Source organism: Wenyingzhuangia heitensis, assembly GCF_011762155.1.
In the GTDB taxonomy this organism is placed as follows: Bacteria; Bacteroidota; Bacteroidia; order Flavobacteriales; family Flavobacteriaceae; genus Wenyingzhuangia; species Wenyingzhuangia heitensis.
Genome location: NZ_JAASQL010000001.1, coordinates 1,872,607 through 1,893,812, shown reverse-complemented (window position 1 = coordinate 1,893,812; position 21,206 = coordinate 1,872,607). Strand labels below are relative to the sequence as shown.

The window sequence follows — 21,206 nt, the reverse complement described above, 5'->3', positions numbered from 1 at the left end:
AATTAAACCTATTTCTCGATACAAAATAATGCACTACGTTTCGTATTTTACTCGAAATGACAAGTAGACAGATGTTAGTCTTTTTTTAATTTATCAATTATTATAACTCATTAGTTCTATCTATTAGAAAATCTGTACCATGGCATGATTCACAAAAAATGATAGCTTCCGTTTCAAAACTTCCTCCACAAGCACACTGCTCTTTTCTATAATTATATATAATTGTACCGCACTCTTCACATTGACCTACATAACTTCTTACCTTAGGTAAATTGGGAGGACCATATTCTTCAATCTTAATTTCTAGCGTAAAAGAGCAAGTTGTACAATTAATAATATTAATTCCGTTTTCTAAATCTGTAAATTTTCTCATGTAAGTTTTATCTATTAAAAGAAAATTATTTGCTTTTTTTTAGTTTTGATCTCTCAAAAAACAGACTGATCAAAAGTCCTATACCAATGATTACATCTAAAATATTCCATAATTCTCTACCTAATGAGATTTTAAAAAAAGGTTGAAAAAGTAAGGCAAGCCCTCCATAAATAAACATATCAGTACTTTTATTGGTTTCGTTCGATTTGTATGCCAAAAAACCAAAACCTACTAATGCAACAAAACGAACCAGTTGATAAAATCCATAGGGCATGTTTAACAAACACATGAATAATAATATAACTAAAATTACTTTTATTATTACCGTATCTTTTATTTCTTTTAACATTATAACACTATTTTTAATTGATTATAAACTCTCATAACCTTTACAAAGGTTATTGTTTACTTAGAAAAAATCATATTTTTTTTCTAATTCATTTTCTAAACTATTAGGAAAGTTCACATTAAAATCTATCCCTGATAATTCTTCAATTTCATCAATTGTACACAGGTAATCATTTAGCTTTTTGTTGCTTTTTTTATTGGGTAATAAAAAGGCACAAGCTTGAGTTTTGTTGTTTTTGAACTTTACAATTACTTTATAGTAATAATTTGGGACTCCTACTTTATTTTCACCGATTGTTTTTGATATATTTTTTAGAATAGGACCACTAACAACATACAAACTATCGGATGATGAAGTCCAATACCTTACTTTACTTTCTAAACTTTTCCAAATTCCTCTATTAAAACCTGGTACTTGTGGAGACATATTACTCATATAAAAACTATCCTCCATTGCAACACTACTGAATGACATCGCACCAGCAGGAGCTAAATGACCTCGATCATAACCTGAACCCTTATAATCAGTTAAAGTAGCAGAACCTGTTTTTACTGCTCTGTCAATTTTAAAACGATTCCTACGTTCTACTTTTTTAACCAAATACTGAGGGATTAACTTATATGCAACCCATTCTGGTTGTTCATATTTTTCAACATAAGACAATGTGTAAAAACTATGATGTATTATTTGACCTGTAGTAGAAGTATGATTATCAAAAGTTATGTTTAACTTCTCTTTTTTTTCTCTGAATATATTTTTAATTGGAACTTTTGAGATATCAATAGCAAAATTTAAGTCTGATCCTTCAATTCCAGAAGTTGTTATTCCTATCACTTCACCTTTCATATTAAATAATGGACCTCCAGAACTACCATGATCAATAGTTGCATCAATTTGAATGTATTTATTGTTTCTGAACTGAGATATAGCTCCTTTTGTTAGTGTATTTTCGAGACCACGTGGGCTTCCAATCGCAAACACATCATCTCCTATTTGAGAGTTTTGTTTGCTAATTTCTAAACTATGATTGAAAGTTGTATTTATTTTAAAAATCACATAATCTAAAGCCTCTTGATTACTAGCTTGAATGATTTCTGTTATATGATATGTTTTACCATCATATAATTTAATCTTACATTTATTTAAGTTTTTAAGTACATGATAATTTGTTATACAAATTCCAGATTTATCAATCACAAAACCACTCCCTTGAATTATTTCATTATGGCTATCTACACCATAAATCATAAAAACACTTTTTTGAAGTTTTTGAAACAATGAAGGTAAATTATTTACTGTTTGTTTTTTGACTTCTTTTTTTTCTCTATTCGTATTATGAATCTGATGGTTTTCATCTGTGTTTCTTAATTTAGATCTTGCAGACCTAGAACAATTCACACATGAAGTAACAATGGTTGTTAATATGATTAAAAATGTAAAGGTTACAATTCTCTTATTAATCATTTTCTATTAATTTACCTATTTTAGAAGTAATTTGAATGGTAAAACGTTTGTTATTACTTTCAATGATATTATCACGAGACTGACCAAAATAACCACTACCCGCTAAAATAATTTCGCATTGAGGTGCTAATTTTATAAAGTCTATTCCTTTAGATTTCCAAAAATTATTTAACGCTAAAGCTCTTTGATAACTCAACTCATAACCTCTATCAGGATTTTCTAAATAATTATTCTGGTACCTAGCCGTATTTCCTTCAATAATTAAAAGATAATCTACATTTTTATTTTGCTTTATAATTGATTCTAATTTGTTATACAATTCATTCCCTGCATCAAAAAGCTCCTCTCTTTTATCTGTCGGGATATCAAAAATATTCTTACTCCCTGGTCTAAAACTAGCATCAATTTTTAACTTGTACCTTTTACTTTCTTTGTCAAATTCGAAATATTTTTCATCTAAAGAATTTAAAGCATTCTGAATTTCTTTTATTTTATCCACCATTGTTTGAGTCACAATTAGCTTCTGAATTTCAGTTTTTAACTGAGTAAAGGTTACCACATATAAAACAAGCATTAAAAAAAACATACTTGTCATTAAATCAGAGTATCCCACCCAAAAGTAGCTACTTTTTTTCATGCTTTTAGTTCTTTAATAAGAAACCAAATACAAATAGAAATAACTAATATGTAGGTCACAAATTGCACGTATACATTGATTTTTTCTAATAAAGTTTTCTTTGGCTTAAGCGTAATTGTATTTGCCTTTTTTTCTGCATCCAATGTGTTTTTTATAAAGTCAGCCATTTCATCTTGACTGGTCCTTATATTGGTATTCATTGTTTGAATCTCATTCTTAATGATTGCAAGTTCATCAAGTTTATTTAATTCTTTAAATTGCTCAAAACTATGTAAGCTATTCTTTAATGTATTTGATATTTCATCAGAAAAATTGCTAATTAACTTTTCATTGGTTCTTAATTGATTCTTATAGCTATCTTCTAGTGTAATTGTAACTTTTTCTGTTAAGTTTTTGATTAAAATACCGTTTTGTTCAGCTTGTGATCTTAATACCTCTGTGAAATTTTTAGTAGAATTTTCAAAAGCTAGTTTTAATTTTTCATCATAACTAGACACGGCAACATTAAAAACATCCATCTGATTACTTACCGATTCACCTAGCTTAATAATTGCATCACTCATTTTAGAGTCTGTTGATGCAATTGCTTCATTTATAGCTTCTTGATACCTTTCAAAAGATTTGATGTGTTGATTAAAAAAGTTTGTTGCTTTTTCCGTTGTAACAATTTGATTTTTTATTGATTCTAAAATGGCATTGACATTTTCTGTAGCATTTACAAATTTGTCAAGATTGACTAGCAATTTATCTGTAGTAGCAAGAGATTTATTAAGCGTAGTATAGTATATAGCAAACTTATCAAAGGAATCCATCATTCCTTTTAATTTGTTGAAAATATCTAAATTTGAACTAGAAACCTTTGTTATATCTAATGACTTAATTTCTTCAATTAATTTCTTTTCATTTTCTATAACTGAGATTGAGTTAGCAACAACAGTATCCAGTTTATCTATAGAACTTATAGTATTTAATGCAAAATGATCTAATTTACGAGAAAGGATACTTACCTCTGGTAATTTAGACTGTTCCATTCTTGGCAACAAATCTCTTTGTAACAACCCTAAAAAATCATTTCTACCAATGTCCATTTGGGTTTTGGATTTTTTAAACAGAAATACTGAAAAAAACGTAGTTATTATTAATCCCGTTACACTTGCAATCATTGCAATTTTAACACCAAATATTAAGGGTTCAATATTGTTAATTAAATCCGATGACTCTGTGTTTATATCAAAATCCATGTTGAATAAACCAAAAATAATTCCCAACATGGTTGCTGCTAATCCTGCATATAAAGGAGCTGGGATTCTATTATTGATATCTTCTTCGTCTATGTCAACATTTCTATCGACAATATCTTTAAGAATATTAAATTCTACTGTAGCCCCTTTATTTTTATTTAAATAGTTGTTAATAGCATCTAAAATTCTTTGGAACGTAGGGTTTGTTGCTTCTGTAATTGATAAGTAATCACCTACACTTCCTTCATTCTTAACATCACCATTAATATTATTTACTACGGGCAAAATTTTAAATATATTTTTAAAAATACTTACCAGATTTATTAATCTAAATAATAGATATATTTGATAAGCTATAATTAAACCTACAAAAACCAATTCTGTTTTTTGTAATAAGTTGAAACCTTTTATATTCTCTATTAAAATAACTAGCATTTTTTATTTTATTGAAATTCAATTTTAATTTTATTTAAGACAACCCAATCTGTACCTCTTAATTCTACTTTACCTGGTTCAACTTGTTTAATTTTTTTAGATGATATAGAGAATGCATTTTTATAGCTACATGCAGTTTCCAGATATTGTTTTGAAGAACTTAAAGCTCTTGAAAAATCTACATCTGAAAGGATTTCTAAGACTCCAATAGTTGCCGTTTTATTCTCTAGTGTTATTTTGTATAAAGTATTTTCTTTTTTAATATCTTTTGCCTCTTCTACAGCAAACTTAGAATCTTCAAAAGGTCCAGGTAGATAAATCACAGTTCTTGTATTGTCAATACTTTTACTTGACACATTTAATTCAATGGTTTCGGAAATTACATCATCTTTCGCTACTTCTTGAATCTTTGGAGTCTCGTTTTTAACAAGAACACTTTCTTCTTTTAAAATTTGCTTACTCCTAGGTTCTCGAGGTCTAAAATTTCTTAACTCCAACTCTTTTTTTATTTTTCTAAGCTTTTCTTTTATATCTGTAATTTCTAATTTTAATTTCTTGTTCTTTAGCATTAAAAAAAAGATTATAACCATAGCCACTACAAGAGAAGCAGACAAAATAATTGTAATATTTGTTGTATTTAATGTCACCATATTTACTAATTTAAATCGTTTAATTCAGATGAAATTTCATAAATTAATCCAATTATAGGGTAAAAGAAAAGTGTTTGATCTATTACATCAGTATCTATTGTATCTTTTTTTAATAACTGTACCCCATTTATAATATGATCTAACTGATCATGATTTTTTAACTTATTAAACATCTCAATTGAGTTATTAGACAAGCCTATTTCATTCTTTAAATCTAATTCTCTTATTATTTCCTCTAAAAACTTATAAAATTGATTTACATTTAAAATAACGTCTTTATATAAATCATCATTTAAATCTTTATAAAAAACAGTTGAATCATCATCTAAAAATTTATTTTGAATAATATTTTTATCAAAAGCACCCAGATTTATTTTGGTTAATTTACTGTGTTTGATAGTAAAATCACTATCAATATAGAAACCACCTTTACAAGTTACTTGTTTAGGATTTTCTGTTGATTTTAGAGTCATCTGATCCACTTCTTCTCCATAAACTTTCTCGAAAATTTTAGAGAAAACATCTGTTAGTGTATCTAACTTTTTGCTATTATCTAAAATCTTAACCGTCTTAGATCCTGTTCCACTAAAAACAATGTTTCGGGGAATATCGTATCCATCCATTTTCATCAATTGAGCAATGTGATAAATAATAGAAGAATAGAATGTTAGGAATATTATCTTAAAGTCCTCATCATTAGACAACATTTTGTTAAAATCTAAATCTAAATGTTTATCAATGACTTTCTGATTGTCGATTAAAGAGAATAAGAAATTTATAAAATCTGAAGAAGACTGATATTCATTGTAAATTCTATCAAATATTACTTGCTCATCTGTTAACTTATTCTCTTCAAATATTTTTGAAATGCTCTCTTTATATTTTTGTACAAAACCATTTGAATTTATATTCCCATTAAATCCATTTCCAAAAATAGAATTCCCTGCAAAATTAAAGGAAGATATAACTTGTGGTTTATTATTCTCAAAAATCATTATATCCGTTGTTCCTCCACCAATATCAATTGAAACAGAAGGTTTTGCAGAATGTTTGATTGATTCAACTTCCTTAAAATAATAAAAAGGGGCTACGCTTTCAGGAAAGTCAGATAAATTGTTTTCTGCATCTTTATTGAATACTTTTTCAAATTTTTCAACCCAAATATTTCTAAATTTTCTTAAATGATTTGTAGTCATACTCACTGGGAAAAACCATATTACTTTAGTCTCCTTTAAGTTTCCATTGTTAACTGTTACTTTGTTTTTACATAGTTGTAACAATTCTTCAATATAATGAGCTATTTGTTTTTCATTATTTGTTTCTGTAGACCATTTTAAGTTAGTAATCGACTTTAAATAAGGTCTTAATGGTATTTTTTCATAATCAAAAGCAATATTTGCATCAGCAAAAAGAAAAGAAGGTTTGTTGTAATTAATGTTTTTATTTTCTAATAAACTGGTTCTAAACGGTACTTTATAAAGAGAGTCGTTTCCAATAGAAACGGGTATAATTTCTTGCTTTAAATAATTTTGACTGTCTTTAATCCTACCTAAAATATCAGATCTATAAGACAATTCAAAAGGGAAACTAAACGCTATTTGTTGTTCATTATTTAAGATATCAAAAGGTTTTGAACTTCCTTTTCCCTCTATTTTATATTCAATATGAGTATTTGTAGTACCTAAATCTATTGAAAAGGTATATACATCACCACCATTAGCTTCTATATTTACAAAAGCAGGAATTAGCATACCATAGAATTGATCTAGAGATACTTTTACCCTATCAAAAGATTCACTCACTACTGTTTGAATAGTTTCACAAATATTTTGACTTCTCTTTTGAGACGTTAGCGGTTTTAATTTTTTATTAGCTTCATCATTGTATATTTCTACTCCTATACTATTTAAATCATACGCTGGATTGGCAATACCTATTGTATATTGCTGTTGAATATTTTCACCTTTGGTGAATGGGTATATTGCCAAAGCGAATGAAGCTTCTTTGATTACCCCTTTATCATTTGACACCAAAATATCATCGGATTGTTTTGTGTGATAAATTTTTCTGTAACTAATGTATCCTTTTTTAATTGGAATTTTTAAACTTACCTCTACACTTTCACCCGCTAATTCTTTTATAGCCAACAGTTTTTTTGTTAATAAATCTTCCGTTGTAAAATAATCAAAGAAAGTATCTTTTAATGGCAATAAATAGTCTTCACTGCCAAAAGAAACAAATTTAGATGTATCTATTTTATATGGCAATTTTATAATTTCATCCGCAAGAAAATCATTCATAGTTAAGTAAGGATATTTATCTCCTTGCTCCGGTAACGTTCTTTCTAAAACAGGTGTTGGATCAAAATAAGGCACTTCCGTTTTTGGATTCCAAAAATCTTCTGTATACTTTAACTTATAAGCAAAATGCTCTGTAGGTAAAACTAAAGGTTTTATGTCTTCTTTGATAGAGTCAATTACAAAATCACTTTCTTTTGCTAGTGCTATTATATTTCTTTTAAATTGTTTTATAGAAATATTTTCAATAATACTAAGAGGGTGGCCTGTATTGTTTGAAAAATAAACAGGGCTTAAAGATTCCAGATAAGTAGTAATGTCCATTGACATTAATTCATCAAATAATTGAGCATTAAAAGATCTTAACTGTTCCCATGTTTTTAAAAGATAACTGTTTAATTCAGGAAAATAAAAATCAAATTTTGATTGTTTGCTAAGTGCAAATAAATATTTTATGTAATTTTTTTCTCTTTTATATAGTGGTAATAATTTTTGGTCTAACATGGTGTCTTGACCAAAATTAATACTGGTTTCTATTTGATTAGGACTTGCGAAGAAAAGTGTTCTAGGAGAAGTTCCACCTATAACCTTATACTTGTATTTAAGAATTACAATTTCTTCAAGTTCATTAAAGTTGTATTGTTTGCTATCTTGTTTTAAAAACAACTCTAAAGTTTTACCTAGATGTACATGATTAGGATCTCCAGAATTAAGTAGTTTTTCAATACTATCTTTTTTTGACCATGAAATAAGTTGTAAATCTTTTTGATGTTTGTCAAAATTGAAAAAAATCTGCCCAATATCTAATGCATCGGATACTAATTTGTGATTGTCTGTTGCTACACAAATTCCATTTTTTGTTACTCCATCTAATTCTCCAGTAGTTCCTAATGTCTTAAAAGCAGTTCTTACAAGGTCTATTCTAGCAAATGGACTTGGGATTGACGTAGGTAATGATTGACCGTTACCTCCATCTGTTTTGATTGACTCAATGACAGATGAATTAATATTATCTGAAGAAAACCAATCAACACTATTAGCTCCTTCATTATGTATTCTAAAAACTTTTTTCCCCATAGCTTTAGTGTATTATAGTATTAATTTGATTCTCTAGAACTACATCAAACGATTTTATAAATCTTGATGGTACCGTTTCATTATCAAACTTTTTTTCACTTATAATTTTATGTAATTCTTTTATAATAATGTCTCCATTTGCATTATTTGTTTTAAGGAAACCTCCCCTAGAAACTTCTGTTTCTTTTATAAAATCTAATAAATATTTATGCTCTTGATTGTCATGAAACGGAGCAAAAGAAATATCGTTGTCATCCATTTCATCTATCCATTCAGAAAAATAATTTAAAAACTTAGACAGGTATAAGTTGTAAAAATCTTTGTTATAAAAAGCTAATTCTACTCCATTTTCTCCTTTAAAACTTCCTTTAGACTCTTTTAAATTTTTTAAAGATTTTGTTAGAAACTTATCAAATAATACAAATTTAGCAATAGGAAGCATTAATGTATCTTTAGACCATTCTCCTAAGTTTTTAAAGACTAATTTTTCTTTAGAATCTTCCTCAATACCAAACTCTTTTATAATTGAGCTATTGTTATTAAAAGTGTCTATGTTTTTAACAAAGTCAACAACAGATAAAGCTCCTGTTAGTTCTAAAAAATGTGCATTGTTTTTTTGAGAAGATTTTCCTTCTGCATAGGGCATTATATTATTAGAATGATCTCCTAAATAATAAAAAGCACTTAATGAATCTTTTTTATTAAATATGGAATGTTCATAATAATTTAAAGCTGCTTTTGCTTTGCTATAAAATGTTTTAGAATCAATTTCACTTTCAGGTGTTCCTGAACTTTCGGCTACTTTAAAATAAGGTAAATAACTAATAGCTCCAATCTTACACTGACTAATAAAGTTTGAATTATGAATAGCAGCATCATTCTCTCTTAAATTTTTTAGTAGCAATGGAAACCCTGAAGCTCCAGTACCTCCAAAAATAGAACTTACAATAAAAACGGCATCTCCTTCATTAAATGTATTACAAAAGTTTTTATACTCATCTGACTCTGTGAATTTATTTAAAACTACACTTCCTATGTTTGGATTTCCTTTAAAACCCACAGTCATATCAGCTGCTATATTATTTTCACTAAAAAGTAAATCTATTAAAGCTCTATTCTCTTCATCTAATCCATTATAACCAATAAATTCGTTGAATTTTTCTCCTGTATTGGTTAATCCAAATTTAAAATGATCCGAAACCGTAGGAGTCGTATCTTCTAATAATTGATTTAAGGTTTTAATTTTAGTTCCAAAAAAATTATTATCAGTCCCTATTTCATTGTATATATTTTGATATTTAATTAAAATATCAATTGTTCTATTTAAATCTCCATTAGCCGTATCTGGATCTACTATCAAAGGAACAACAGTATCAAACTTTCCATTTAACTTTACCCCAGAAGCTAATAGCATTGCTAAAGACTTTATGACTCTTGAACCTGTACCTCCTATTCCGAAAACATATAATTTAGCCATATTTAAAAAGGATTGTATTTATTGTTGATACTCATTTTTTTTATAACCCTAGAGGTTAAAAAAGATATTATGATCACATATATCATTGAGATAGCCCCCATCGTCATTATGAATAAGTCTGGATCCATATGGTATGATTCTGAACTATAGTTTCCTATTAAATTTAAAATATCATTATTGATATTTAACACATAGTTTGTTACAACAAATTGAATAATTCCTACTATTAAAAGTGTTATAACATATTTTAAGAGTTGTTTTTGTATTGGGTCCCATACTTTATAAAAAAGAAAAGGACTTATAATTGATATAAGAATTATTGACAAACCAATCATTTTATAATCACCATTATTAAAAACAGCATCTAATAAATCCTGATTAGCATCATAATCAAAAAGAAACTCAAAAAAGAGTGCAAAAAAATCATTCATAATTTAGTGTTTAATATTTATTGAAAACTCGATATAGTCATCTTTATCTGTTGTTCTTTTATAAGCCTTTGAAATTCCATTGATAAGCCTATCAAAAGCTATCGTTTGAGAAGTGTTTTCTACAATATCGCAATCGTTATTGGTTCCTGTTTGTTTTATCCATTCAGGAAGTTGTTTTTTTAGTTTGATATTTATGTCTCCATAAATTTTAGCTGATGAGTTTACAACGATAATATGTGAATATTTTTTATTACGTCTTTCTTCAATCTTTTCAAGCTCATGGTATGTTTTTGAATTTTTATCCAATTTCTCTATAGCTTTTATCGATTCTATTGAATAATCAGCTTTGGTATTGTTAAGCGTATAATTATCATTATCTAACAAATAGTTTTGAGAAAGACTTAGATCATTTAAATTAATTGCAATCACAAATTGTAGTTGATTTTTACCACTAGCTCTGTTTGGAGTTCCTTTTTCAGCATCTTTTATATTTAAAACTGGAAAAACACTTCTGCTAATGCTTTCAAAATCACCAATCTTTTCTTCACCTTTAGTTAAAACAGTATAATCACAACTATAATTAGTACGATTTGTAAAATTTGTAAATTCTTTAATGCCAACAAGATCTTTTTTGTGAGCATCTAAAAACTCATTAATATGGTTTGGCTTTCCAAAAAGTAAAATATAGTAAGGTCTTTCTTGGTTGATTTTTGTTTGTTTTCGATCTTCACAATTCTCATAATAATAAGTCCCATTATAATTTGAAGATAATTTAATGACATATGTAGCTATATCATCATTTGTATTGACATCTTTAAAAGCCCTTTCTATATCTAAAGGAACAATATCTAAATCACCATTACTTACTGAATAGATACCATCTGTAATGACAATACTAAGCCTATCATTTAATGCTTTATTAAGTGCGTTATTTAAAATAAACTCATGATTAGACTGATAAATATTTCCCTTCTTAATCTGTTTTTTTTCTATTCTTTTCCAAAAATTAGTTATCTGATGTTCTTCTGTATTTACAAAATAACTATGATACTCTTCCCCATATACAGAAGCAAACTCATCAATACGAAACATATTAGTTTTAAAACTTGTTCCCCCTAAATAACCATTCATACTTAAAGAGTTTTCAAAAAAGACATTTACCCCCTGGAGTTCATTCAATTGGGTAACCGTAGAATTGGTTTTTGGCGTGTTTGAATAATTAGAAGCTTGTTCTATTAATGTGTTTTCTTTGTTCTCGTTTGTCGAATTTCTTCTTGGTTTTCTTTCGTTTGCACATGAAACTAATAAGCTAAATAACATTAAAACCACACCTGTTATAAGATGTAATTTTTCTTTTTGATATTTCATACAATATATTTATATACTATAAAATCAATAGATTTATGATTTTATATATAATTTAAAAACTTTTGAATCAGGAGGTGATTACTTTTTAATGATTAACAATTTTTGTATAAATATAGTAACTCATTTTAAATGAAAAATTTTTTTGATACAAAATAATATCATTTGTTATTATGATTTTAAAAAACATCCTAATTCATTTAGATCAGTGACGTATTTAATTTAAAATAAGATACAATTTTAGAATTTATATAGGCTTTCTTACCGTTAAGCGAAAAAACACAACGGTTTTGACTAAGCTTAGCAGGGGTCTATTTCTATTGTATAAACTAAACTACCTCAAAGAATTAGAATAACAAGGTATTATGCTAACTAAAAAAGCAAGACATTGAGTAAGTACCAAACCTCTTATTAATTTTATGAAGGGCTATGTATTCGGGTTTATTTTTAGAGATCATTAAGTGCCTTCTGCCTTATTATTTCACCATTAATTTTATCGTAATAAGACAATCGTACAAAACAACTAGAGTATAAATCTTTTTCACTATGGTAAATAGTCAACTGAATTTTACCCTTGTCTGTAATATAGTTTGTATAGTATTTGCAATTGTATGATTTTACCTTTCTCATTCTGTCCTCATCGTCACTTGGTTGTATAGAAGAATCGAATTTTTCTACCACTTTAGATGGTTCTCCATATTTTTCTGTTAATAATTCTTTTAAAAAAAAATAGTTATTTGACAAACTAGACCATGTGTCTTTATCAGGAAATAGAACAATTGTTTTGCATACTAAATCTTTTTGCTTTAAGCTTACAACCGCTATAATACAATTATTATAGGATGCAAATTCTCCACCAAACCATGCTATACCCTCTTCTGTTTTTTCGTACGTAAATCCTTTTTTTTCTAATTTTAAAACAAAATCTTTTAAAGTACCATCTATTGGTATTCCTTTAAATTTCATATGTTCTTGTGAAGTCAATTCGTTTTGAGTAAATCCGTTTAAAATTACTACTAAGTAAAAAAGTATTGTTAAAATTGGTCTCATTATTCTTTTAATTACTGTTATTTTCTATGATTTTGGAATATTATAGCTGACGTACAAAAAGTAAGCTTATATCTACAACAAACAGAGCTTTACAACCTTTTCCCACTAACTTAAATGATTGCACTATAAGCTAACATTTCTAATTTACCTAATAGGAGCTAATTCATATCTTTCTTTAACTTCACAGATTTTAATATCCCCAAGTTTTATAAGACTCTGTTTTAATATAATATTCAGAACCGTAATCTCCACCTGATAGGTTTTCATTACCTGCATAGTTTTGAACATTAGCGGCATTTACAGAGGCTGCAATCCTATATTTTCCATTTTTAAGTGTTGTTGTAGTCCTTTGTCGAGGGGATAAAACGATTTTTTTACTATCCGCTCCACTATATCGAATGGTCAATGTATATGCAGTATTGTTGTATATTTCAATAGCATTTGTAGAGTTATAAGAATAACCATAAGATGTTTTACTCATTGGTGGTAATTTTCCATAATCACCTTTGAAAATTTTATCCACTTCCAAATCAATTATTTTCTTTTCCGAAGTTTTAACATATGCTCCATATGGATATTTGTTATTATAAGCTTTATAAGATTTAATTGTGTTAATCCGACTGGCTTTATCCCAATCATTTTGTTCAATTCTAATCATCTTGTCTTTTGCTAAATAAGCATAGGATGAATTAGGATACTTATTAAAAAACTCCGAGTATGTATTGTAAGTATTCTTTCTTTTCGTTTCATTCCAAGCAGGCAAAACATATTTTTCCTCTTTTAGTTTCCCTATCTTATCACTTGCAGAACTACTATACTTCCCATAGGGATAACTTCTCAAATAGTCGGAATATGAATTAATTGTATTTTTGTCAGAGGCAATTTTCCAAGTATTCTCTTCCTTTAACCTCCTGATCTTAGATTTAGCATCATACGTATATTTTGAACTTGGATATAAACCTAAAAATGAATTGTAACTTTCAATGGTGTTTTCATATTTTGCACTCTTCCATGTCTTATTTATCTCGTTTTGTTTTTCAATCTTACCAATTTGTTTCCTGGCATTTTCTACATTTTTCCCACTTGGATATTTACTTAAATAGTCTTGATAGCCATACATTGTATTTTTTGAAACAGCCTTATTCCATGCTTGTTCTTCATATAAAAATGCTAACCTTTTTTCAACGTCTACTTTATACTTACTTTTGGGGAACTCTTTTTGATAATTTTCATATGTTGTTATTGAATTAGTTGAAACTGCTCTTTCATACTCTTTTGTAACAGCACAAGAAGATAAAATAAGTATTATCAAACCAATTGAAAAAATCTTTTCTATATGTTTCATTGTATGTTTTTTTGTTTGATTTATGCCTAACTTGTTATATCAAAAATAATAATTTGTATAAAAATACTCAATTAACATTATCTTTTATCCCCACAATTCTTATCAAACGCAACTAGATTAAAAAGCTGTCGCATTCTAGAACGAACTCTAGAACCGTAACGTTTGCCTATTTCTTCTGCGTTGAGGTTGGTAGTAGCAAAGGTTAGTTTTTTACTTTGAATAAATAAATCGTACCTAGAGAGTAATATTTCTCCCATGACATTACAATCTTGTCCAAAGTGTTTTCCATCTGGTTCTACTCCTAAATCGTCAAAACAAAATGAAAAGCTAGAACCGTATTTCTCTATTACTTCAAAACCTTTACTATTGAATTGAAAGGTTAAGAATCTGCTAGGAATTACTTCGTAATTGATAACGTTTGGAGATATATGTTTTAATAATTTCATCCAACTTGTTTTTCCACAACCCACGGGACCAGAAAGTAAAATTCCTTTGTGGGGATCTAGTCCATATTTTTCACATTTTTTATAATCTCTGATAAAATACAAGCAAAGCTTATAGAGTAAAAACATGTCATCTTCGTAAATTTTAAAGTTTTTGCCAAAAGTTAATCTGCCTTTGTAGTTGAGGTAAGCTACAATTTTATCAAAATCGTAGTGAATGATATTATTTTCAATGGTTCCTAATTCGAATAGGGTTTCTTTTTCGTGTATGATGTGTGGGTGCATGAGGTTTGTTATTTTTTATTCCCATACTTTTTCTTGACACTTCGACAAGCTCAGCACAAGTAAAAAGTATGCAAAAATCAAGAAGGTTCCTATGAAATTACTTCGTACCAGTCACTCCATCATTCCATGCTCCTCTTCTTCGAAACGCACTTCCATGATTACATGACTTATTTCTTGGAACTTTCAAATTCATTTTGATTAACATTTTTGGATTCATTTTTACGAAATAATCTTGTATGCCATTTGTTACAAGATTTTCATTTTTTTAAAATCGGCCGGAACTATTTTTTTCATCTCGACTGCGCTCGATGACCATCAAAGTGGTTGGTTATAATCTTTATCATTTTCAACTTTTAAATAATCCGAATTTTGATTTTCCTGTTTATAATGTTTACTATGTTTATTATTGTTTATATAAGGCCCCGATACTTGTCCCACTTTTGATACGGTAGTTGTCCCATTTTTGGTACGGTATCGGTTCACTACTTGTTCACTACTTGTCCCAAAATTGAACATGTGAATTTTACTTCCAATATGAGGGTTATGAGAGGGTTTATAAATGATATATTTCCACTCTGATAAATCACGTAAACATTTGTGATAAGTTCCCTTAGATCCAATCCTTGACATTTGCATCACTTCATTTCTATTGATAAAAAATTCCGATGAGAATCTGGCTTTATTCCAGTGATAGAATAAAGCCATATACATGCTTACATGCGTAGGATTCATTTTTGAGTCGGTTTGTATTTTTACAAAGAAATTACTGAGATGTGATATGTAATTAATCTCAACCATAAACTCAATGTTTTACTTTGTTCTCATCCATTACTTTCTGAATTTCTTCAGCATCGTAATAAATAATTCCTCCAATTTTGGTGTAAGGTAAAGTACCATTGATTCGAAGTGTTTGTAAGGTTCCTGGACTCACTTGAAGTAACTCCATAATCTCATTAGACTTTAAATACTTTTTGGTTTTTGTGGATGAATTTGATTCTAAGAGTTTTTTAAAATCTTCTAATAATTCAATTTTAAATTCTCTTAAATCATCTGTAGTAATAATTGCTGTTGGCATATTTTACAATTTTAAAGATTAACTAATAGTTTGATTTGACTTTCGTTTTTCAAAATTGCAACGCTTTGATGGAATTTATTCGGTACCTATTCGGTACTACCGAAAAAAAAATATTAAAAAACAAAACCTCAACGTCTATAGGGGTTGAGGTTTTGTAACTTAGAATTTATTTAAATAATTTTTGTAAAAATACTATTTTCGGTAGTTCCAAAAACTACCGATTTTTTATGCATCTTCTAATTCAATTTTACGAACAAGATTTAAAGATAATTTGGATATAAACTTTGTTTGATTAGAAAGCTCTTATTTAAAACATGTTGAAAACGCTCAAGTTGATTATCATGAAACTCTTTGTATATAAGACTTGGAAGAGAATTTTTCCTTAAGGATATTCATGTCTTCACTTACTTTTTTATCTACAATTTTTGCGTAAATCTGAGTCGTGGTAAGCTTGGTATGTCCTAACATTTTTGATACAGTTTCTATAGGAATTCCATTGGACAAAGTAACTGTTGTAGCAAAAGTATGACGTGCCATGTGAAAGGTTAAATTTTTAGTAATTCCACATACGTCTGCAATTTCTTTTAAATAACTATTTACCTTTTGATTAGAGATGGTTGGGAAGATTTTATTGAAATCAATTTTTCGGTAGTTTTCGGTAGATGATTCTATTAAATTTTCAGCAGGTTCTAACAATGGAACTTTTACAGAGGTTCCTGTTTTTTGTCTTTTGGTAAAAATCCAATTACCCCCATCAATTCCTTTTACAATATTATCTGGAGATAAATTTCTGATATCGATGTATGATAAACCAGTATAACAACTAAATAAAAACAGGTCTTTTACCAAACGTAATCTTGGAATGTTTGAATGATAGTTTTGAATTTTATCTAATTCGTTTTCCGTTAAATATTCTCTTTGTTTCTTTTCAATAGTAGGAGAGAATCTAATAAAAGGGTCTTTGTTAATCCATTCCAATTCAACAGCCATCTTTATCATTTTACGAAGTCTTTGAATGTGTTTCATGACTGTATTATTCTGAATTTTTAACTGACCGTTTGTAGGTTGGTAGCTTCTTAGATAAGTTTCAAAGCCTAACAAAAATTGATAGTCCAATTCCTTAAGATATAAATCGGTAGTTTTTAGTAGTTCATTTATATACAAAAAAAGATATTTCTGAGAAGTTTTGTAACTACGTAAAGTGTCCTTATGGATTTTTTTCTCTACAATTTGATTATGATAAGTTACTAAATCTTGTAAAGTTTTATGTTTTTGGTCAGTACCTAAATACCTTGCTTTAACTAATTGTGCAGTAATTAACTTTTCTTCGTACTCTAATTCTTGATAAGCTTTGGATATTTTAGCTTGTTCCTTGTCTAAAAAATTATTGATTTGTCGAGCTTCAATGGTATTACCTTTTAATCTACCTCTTGAAGAATCCCATTTTGATATTTCTACTTTCTTTTTAAGACTGATATTTGCTCTTTGTGAATTGATTGTAATTCTTGCAAATACACTAGTATAACCGTTTTTTGCACGATTGGTGTATATCCAAAACAGGATAGAATAAGTTGTTAATGATTTCATAGTATCGTCATTTTGTGGTTAAACAATGGACGAAAGTCAAATCAACTATTAAATCATTTAAACTGGTTCACAAAAATCACAATTTAAAACTGTGAACCGATTTGTGAACCAAATATATAAAATACTTTGATTTTATATGAAATAGTCACATACAAAAAAACCTTATAAACATAATGTTTATAAGGTTTTGGAAGAGATTAACTTTTCTCTTGCGGTCTGGACGGGACTCGAACCCGCGACCCCCTGCGTGACAGGCAGGTATTCTAACCAGCTGAACTACCAGACCGTTGCTGTTAGCGGTGGCAAATATACAACTAAATCACAGTTGTGCAAAGGGTTTGTAGGCTTTTTTTTGATTTTTTCACACAGCTAATTATACCTAGCTATAAACCAGAATTTTACGCATAAAAAAAGATCACAAAATTGTGATCTTTTTTTATATCTATGTAAAATAGTAATTAAATTGCTGCATCAATTTTACCAGCATACGTTGCTTTAGGAGCTACTCCTACTTGCTTGTCTACTACTTCTCCTCCTTTAAATACTAATACTGTAGGTATGTTACGTACTCCGTATTTAGCTGCAAATTCTTGATTTGCATCCACATCTACTTTTCCTATAACTGCCTTCCCTTCATACTCTTCAGTTAACTCGTCAATAATTGGAGCTACCATTCTACAAGGTCCACACCAAGCTGCCCAAAAGTCAACTAATACTGGTTTGTCTGATTTTAATACTACTTCTTCAAACGTTGCATCTGTAATTTCTAATGCCATAATTTTATTTTTTTAATGTTTTACTTCAATTGTTTCTCTTAACAAAAATATACAATTATTCAACTTATCAAAGTTTTCTACAATTGCTTTTATTTATAAGTCTATCAATCTCTTTGATACTTACAAAATTTTATTCCTCCGCCATGTTGGGACTTAACCAACGTTCTGCTTCTGCATGAGTCAATCCTCTTCTTTCTGCAAAATTGTGAACTTGTTCTTTGGTTATTTTACCTAATCCAAAGTAACGAGCATCCTTATGTGCAAAATAATGTCCAGAAACAGATGCTGTAGGGAACATAGCCAAACTATCTGTTAACTCAACACCTATATTTTCTTTTACATTTAACAACTCCCATAACTGAGTTTTTTCAGTATGATCAGGACAAGATGGATATCCTGGAGCAGGACGAATTCCTTGGTAAGATTCTTTAATCAATTCTTCATTAGATAAATCTTCTCCGTTAGCGTACCCCCAATCTTGTTTTCTAATTTTATCATGTAAGTATTCAGCAAAAGCTTCTGCAAAACGATCTGCCAATGCTTTTACCATAATACTATTATAATCGTCTAGGCTATTTTTATACTCTTCTGCCTTTTCTTCTACCCCAAAACCTGCTGTTACACAAAAAGCTCCTATATAATCTTCTAAACCACTTTCTTTTGGTGCTACATAATCTGCCAAAGCAATATGAGGTTTCCCTGCTGCTTTTTTTGATTGCTGACGTAACGTTAACATAGTCTGAATGGTTTCTGAACGAGAATTATCTGTATAAATTTCAATATCATCAGAATTGACTGTGTTTGCAGGAAACAATCCATAAACAGCTTTGGCTACAAACCATTTTTCTTTAATGATTTTAGCTAACATTTCTTGAGCATCGTTATATAAGTCTTTTGCTTGTATACCTACAATTTCATCATCTAAAATAGCAGGATATTTCCCATGTAATTCCCATGACTGAAAAAATGGTGTCCAATCTAAATAGGGAACCAATTCCTCCAAAGGTAAATTATCAATCACCTGTACCCCTGTTTTGTTTGGAGTGTAAACAGTATCTTGATTAAATTCCAACTTGTAATTGTTCTTTCTAGTTTCTGCTAAAGGAATGTAAACTTTTTTACGGGCACGGTTTAAAAACCCCTCACGAACCTTATCGTATTCAGCATACGTTTTATCTTTAAATGCTTTAGAAATACTTTTATCCTCACCAATCAAGGTACTTGTTACCGGCACAGAACGAGAAGCATCTAAGACATGTACTACTCCTCCATCGTATTCTGGAGCAATTTTAACGGCTGTGTGCGCTTTGGATGTGGTTGCTCCGCCTATTAATAAAGGGATTTTAAAATCCAGACGTTGCATTTCTTTAGCAATATGAACCATTTCATCTAAAGATGGAGTAATTAATCCACTCAAACCTATTACATCAACTTTCTCATCAATAGCAGCTTGTAATATTTTTTCTGGTGGTACCATTACTCCTAAATCTACAATGGCATAATTGTTACAAGCCATAACCACTCCTACAATATTTTTACCAATATCGTGTACATCTCCTTTTACGGTTGCCAACAATACTTTTCCTTGTGCAGGACTATTCTCATCCTTAGCAGCTTCAATAAAAGGCATTAAATGGGCTACAGCTCTTTTCATTACACGAGCAGATTTTACCACCTGTGGCAAGAACATTTTCCCCTCACCAAACAAGTCTCCAACCACCCCCATTCCAATCATTAAATGACCTTCAATTACTTCTAATGGTTTTGCAACCTGCAAGCGAGCTTCTTCTACATCTTCTACAATAAATTGGTCGATTCCTTTTACCAATCCATGAGTTATTCTTTCTTGTAAAGGCAATTCTCTCCAAGCCAACTTTTGCTCTTCAGATTTTACTTCTCCTTTAAAACTTTCTGCAAAATCTAACAAACGTTCTGTAGCATCATCTCGTCTGTCTAAAATTACATCCTCTACATGTTCTAATAAATCTTTAGGAATGTCATCATACACCTCTAACATGGCTGGATTTACAATCCCCATATTCATTCCTTTTTTGATGGCATAATATAAAAAAACCGAGTGCATAGCTTCACGCACAGGATTGTTTCCTCTAAAAGAAAACGAAACATTACTTACCCCACCACTTACACTTGCATTGGTTAAATTGGTACGTACCCAATGAGTTGCCTCAATAAAATCGATGGCATTTCTACGGTGCTCTTCCATTCCTGTAGCTACAGGAAATATGTTTAAATCAAAAATAATATCTTCTGATGGAAACCCACATTCATTCACCATAATGTCGTAAGAACGTTTTGCAATTCTACAACGACTCTCATAATCATCTGCTTGTCCAACTTCATCAAAAGCCATAACAATAACAGCAGCACCGTACATTTTAAGTTTACGAACGTGTTCTTTAAAAATTTCTTCTCCTTCTTTTAAAGAAATAGAATTTACTACACATTTACCTTGTACTACTTGTAAACCTGCCTCTATAATATCCCACTTAGAAGAATCTATCATAATAGGCACACGAGCAATGTCTGGTTCTGCCATAATTAAATTTAAAAACTTAACCATAGATTCCTTTCCATCAATCAAACCATCATCCATGTTGATGTCAATAATTTGAGCACCACCCTCTACTTGATGTAGGGCAATGGCTAAGGCTTCATCAAATTGTTCTTCTTTAATTAACCTTAAAAACTTACGAGAACCAGCTACGTTTGTTCTTTCTCCAACATTGATAAAATTCATATCTGGACCTAAAACCAATGGTTCTAATCCTGATAATTTCATGTATTTTGTTTGTTTAATATCGCTCATTACTTTCGCTTAGTATTGAGTG

18 protein-coding genes and 1 tRNA gene are annotated in these 21,206 nt (G+C 29.2%); all 19 read right to left on the bottom strand.

Features of this window, described 5'->3' with window-relative positions; translation table 11 throughout:
• Positions 1-100 precede the first annotated feature (100 nt).
• The 19 genes from FHR24_RS07975 to metH all read right to left on the bottom strand — a co-directional run bounded on the left by FHR24_RS07975 (position 101) and on the right by metH (position 21,157).
• Positions 101-373: a hypothetical protein gene (locus tag FHR24_RS07975; RefSeq protein WP_167186436.1), complete on the bottom strand. Its 273-nt coding sequence runs from the start codon at positions 371-373 to the stop codon at positions 101-103.
• 25 nt (positions 374-398) lie between these two features.
• Positions 399-722: a DUF6804 family protein gene (locus tag FHR24_RS07970; protein ID WP_167186433.1), complete on the bottom strand. Its 324-nt coding sequence runs from the start codon at positions 720-722 to the stop codon at positions 399-401.
• Between the two features lie 60 nt (positions 723-782).
• Positions 783-2,186 (bottom strand): DNA/RNA non-specific endonuclease, encoded by a 1,404-nt coding sequence (locus tag FHR24_RS07965; protein WP_167186430.1) that lies wholly within the window; start codon positions 2,184-2,186, stop codon positions 783-785.
• A complete protein-coding gene (locus tag FHR24_RS07960) occupies positions 2,179-2,823 on the bottom strand; it encodes a hypothetical protein (protein WP_167186428.1) in 645 nt (214 codons plus the stop codon). Before FHR24_RS07960 ends, FHR24_RS07965 begins: the two co-directional genes overlap by 8 nt.
• The gene (locus FHR24_RS07955) at positions 2,820-4,499 is read right to left on the bottom strand and encodes a hypothetical protein (RefSeq protein WP_167186425.1); all 1,680 of its coding nucleotides are present in this window, start codon (positions 4,497-4,499) and stop codon (positions 2,820-2,822) included. The genes FHR24_RS07960 and FHR24_RS07955 overlap by 4 nt, the downstream gene beginning before the upstream one ends.
• A gap of 8 nt (positions 4,500-4,507) precedes the next feature.
• Entirely contained in the window at positions 4,508-5,149 is a 642-nt protein-coding gene (locus FHR24_RS07950) for a hypothetical protein (RefSeq protein ID WP_167186422.1), read from the bottom strand.
• A 5-nt stretch (positions 5,150-5,154) separates the two neighbouring features.
• Complete coding sequence (locus tag FHR24_RS07945) at positions 5,155-8,523, bottom strand: acetate and sugar kinases/Hsc70/actin family protein (protein WP_167186419.1); 3,369 nt, start codon at positions 8,521-8,523, stop codon at positions 5,155-5,157.
• A gap of 4 nt (positions 8,524-8,527) precedes the next feature.
• Entirely contained in the window at positions 8,528-10,000 is a 1,473-nt protein-coding gene (locus FHR24_RS07940) for a hypothetical protein (protein WP_167186416.1), read from the bottom strand.
• Positions 10,001-10,002: 2 nt separating this feature from the next.
• Positions 10,003-10,431, bottom strand: coding sequence for a hypothetical protein (locus FHR24_RS07935; RefSeq protein WP_167186413.1), 429 nt, complete (start codon positions 10,429-10,431; stop codon positions 10,003-10,005).
• A gap of 3 nt (positions 10,432-10,434) precedes the next feature.
• Positions 10,435-11,799, bottom strand: coding sequence for a hypothetical protein (locus FHR24_RS07930; RefSeq protein WP_167186411.1), 1,365 nt, complete (start codon positions 11,797-11,799; stop codon positions 10,435-10,437).
• Between the two features lie 444 nt (positions 11,800-12,243).
• A complete protein-coding gene (locus FHR24_RS07925) occupies positions 12,244-12,846 on the bottom strand; it encodes a hypothetical protein (RefSeq protein ID WP_167186409.1) in 603 nt (200 codons plus the stop codon).
• Between the two features lie 190 nt (positions 12,847-13,036).
• Complete coding sequence (locus tag FHR24_RS07920) at positions 13,037-14,191, bottom strand: outer membrane protein assembly factor BamD (protein ID WP_167186407.1); 1,155 nt, start codon at positions 14,189-14,191, stop codon at positions 13,037-13,039.
• A 77-nt stretch (positions 14,192-14,268) separates the two neighbouring features.
• Positions 14,269-14,919, bottom strand: coding sequence for a P-loop NTPase family protein (locus FHR24_RS07915; protein WP_167186405.1), 651 nt, complete (start codon positions 14,917-14,919; stop codon positions 14,269-14,271).
• Positions 14,920-15,234: 315 nt separating this feature from the next.
• Positions 15,235-15,549, bottom strand: a complete 315-nt coding sequence (locus FHR24_RS07910; RefSeq protein WP_317166184.1) for a hypothetical protein — start codon at positions 15,547-15,549, stop codon at positions 15,235-15,237.
• Between the two features lie 172 nt (positions 15,550-15,721).
• Positions 15,722-15,994 carry a helix-turn-helix domain-containing protein gene (locus FHR24_RS07905; protein WP_167186399.1) on the bottom strand — a complete coding sequence of 91 codons (273 nt, stop codon included), beginning with the start codon at positions 15,992-15,994 and terminating at the stop codon, positions 15,722-15,724.
• 339 nt (positions 15,995-16,333) lie between these two features.
• Positions 16,334-17,581 carry a site-specific integrase gene (locus FHR24_RS07900; RefSeq protein ID WP_167186396.1) on the bottom strand — a complete coding sequence of 416 codons (1,248 nt, stop codon included), beginning with the start codon at positions 17,579-17,581 and terminating at the stop codon, positions 16,334-16,336.
• Between the two features lie 212 nt (positions 17,582-17,793).
• A tRNA-Asp gene (locus tag FHR24_RS07895) sits at positions 17,794-17,867 on the bottom strand.
• 172 nt (positions 17,868-18,039) lie between these two features.
• The gene (gene trxA / locus FHR24_RS07890) at positions 18,040-18,357 is read right to left on the bottom strand and encodes a thioredoxin (protein WP_167186393.1); all 318 of its coding nucleotides are present in this window, start codon (positions 18,355-18,357) and stop codon (positions 18,040-18,042) included.
• Positions 18,358-18,487: 130 nt separating this feature from the next.
• Complete coding sequence (gene metH, locus FHR24_RS07885) at positions 18,488-21,157, bottom strand: methionine synthase (RefSeq protein WP_167186390.1); 2,670 nt, start codon at positions 21,155-21,157, stop codon at positions 18,488-18,490.
• Positions 21,158-21,206: the final 49 nt, after the last annotated feature.

Excerpts from the sequence above, each read along its gene's own strand:
- FHR24_RS07975 (WP_167186436.1), bottom strand. The coding sequence starts at position 373 with ATGAGAAAATTTACAGATTTAGAAAACGGAATTAATATTATTAATTGT.
- FHR24_RS07970 (WP_167186433.1), bottom strand. The coding sequence starts at position 722 with ATGTTAAAAGAAATAAAAGATACGGTAATAATAAAAGTAATTTTAGTT.
- FHR24_RS07965 (WP_167186430.1), bottom strand. The coding sequence starts at position 2,186 with ATGATTAATAAGAGAATTGTAACCTTTACATTTTTAATCATATTAACA.
- FHR24_RS07960 (WP_167186428.1), bottom strand. The coding sequence starts at position 2,823 with ATGAAAAAAAGTAGCTACTTTTGGGTGGGATACTCTGATTTAATGACA.
- FHR24_RS07955 (WP_167186425.1), bottom strand. The coding sequence starts at position 4,499 with ATGCTAGTTATTTTAATAGAGAATATAAAAGGTTTCAACTTATTACAA.
- FHR24_RS07950 (WP_167186422.1), bottom strand. The coding sequence starts at position 5,149 with ATGGTGACATTAAATACAACAAATATTACAATTATTTTGTCTGCTTCT.
- FHR24_RS07945 (WP_167186419.1), bottom strand. The coding sequence starts at position 8,523 with ATGGGGAAAAAAGTTTTTAGAATACATAATGAAGGAGCTAATAGTGTT.
- FHR24_RS07940 (WP_167186416.1), bottom strand. The coding sequence starts at position 10,000 with ATGGCTAAATTATATGTTTTCGGAATAGGAGGTACAGGTTCAAGAGTC.
- FHR24_RS07935 (WP_167186413.1), bottom strand. The coding sequence starts at position 10,431 with ATGAATGATTTTTTTGCACTCTTTTTTGAGTTTCTTTTTGATTATGAT.
- FHR24_RS07930 (WP_167186411.1), bottom strand. The coding sequence starts at position 11,799 with ATGAAATATCAAAAAGAAAAATTACATCTTATAACAGGTGTGGTTTTA.
- FHR24_RS07925 (WP_167186409.1), bottom strand. The coding sequence starts at position 12,846 with ATGAGACCAATTTTAACAATACTTTTTTACTTAGTAGTAATTTTAAAC.
- FHR24_RS07920 (WP_167186407.1), bottom strand. The coding sequence starts at position 14,191 with ATGAAACATATAGAAAAGATTTTTTCAATTGGTTTGATAATACTTATT.
- FHR24_RS07915 (WP_167186405.1), bottom strand. The coding sequence starts at position 14,919 with ATGCACCCACACATCATACACGAAAAAGAAACCCTATTCGAATTAGGA.
- FHR24_RS07910 (WP_317166184.1), bottom strand. The coding sequence starts at position 15,549 with ATGTCAAGGATTGGATCTAAGGGAACTTATCACAAATGTTTACGTGAT.
- FHR24_RS07905 (WP_167186399.1), bottom strand. The coding sequence starts at position 15,994 with ATGCCAACAGCAATTATTACTACAGATGATTTAAGAGAATTTAAAATT.
- FHR24_RS07900 (WP_167186396.1), bottom strand. The coding sequence starts at position 17,581 with ATGAAATCATTAACAACTTATTCTATCCTGTTTTGGATATACACCAAT.
- trxA (WP_167186393.1), bottom strand. The coding sequence starts at position 18,357 with ATGGCATTAGAAATTACAGATGCAACGTTTGAAGAAGTAGTATTAAAA.
- metH (WP_167186390.1), bottom strand. The coding sequence starts at position 21,157 with ATGAAATTATCAGGATTAGAACCATTGGTTTTAGGTCCAGATATGAAT.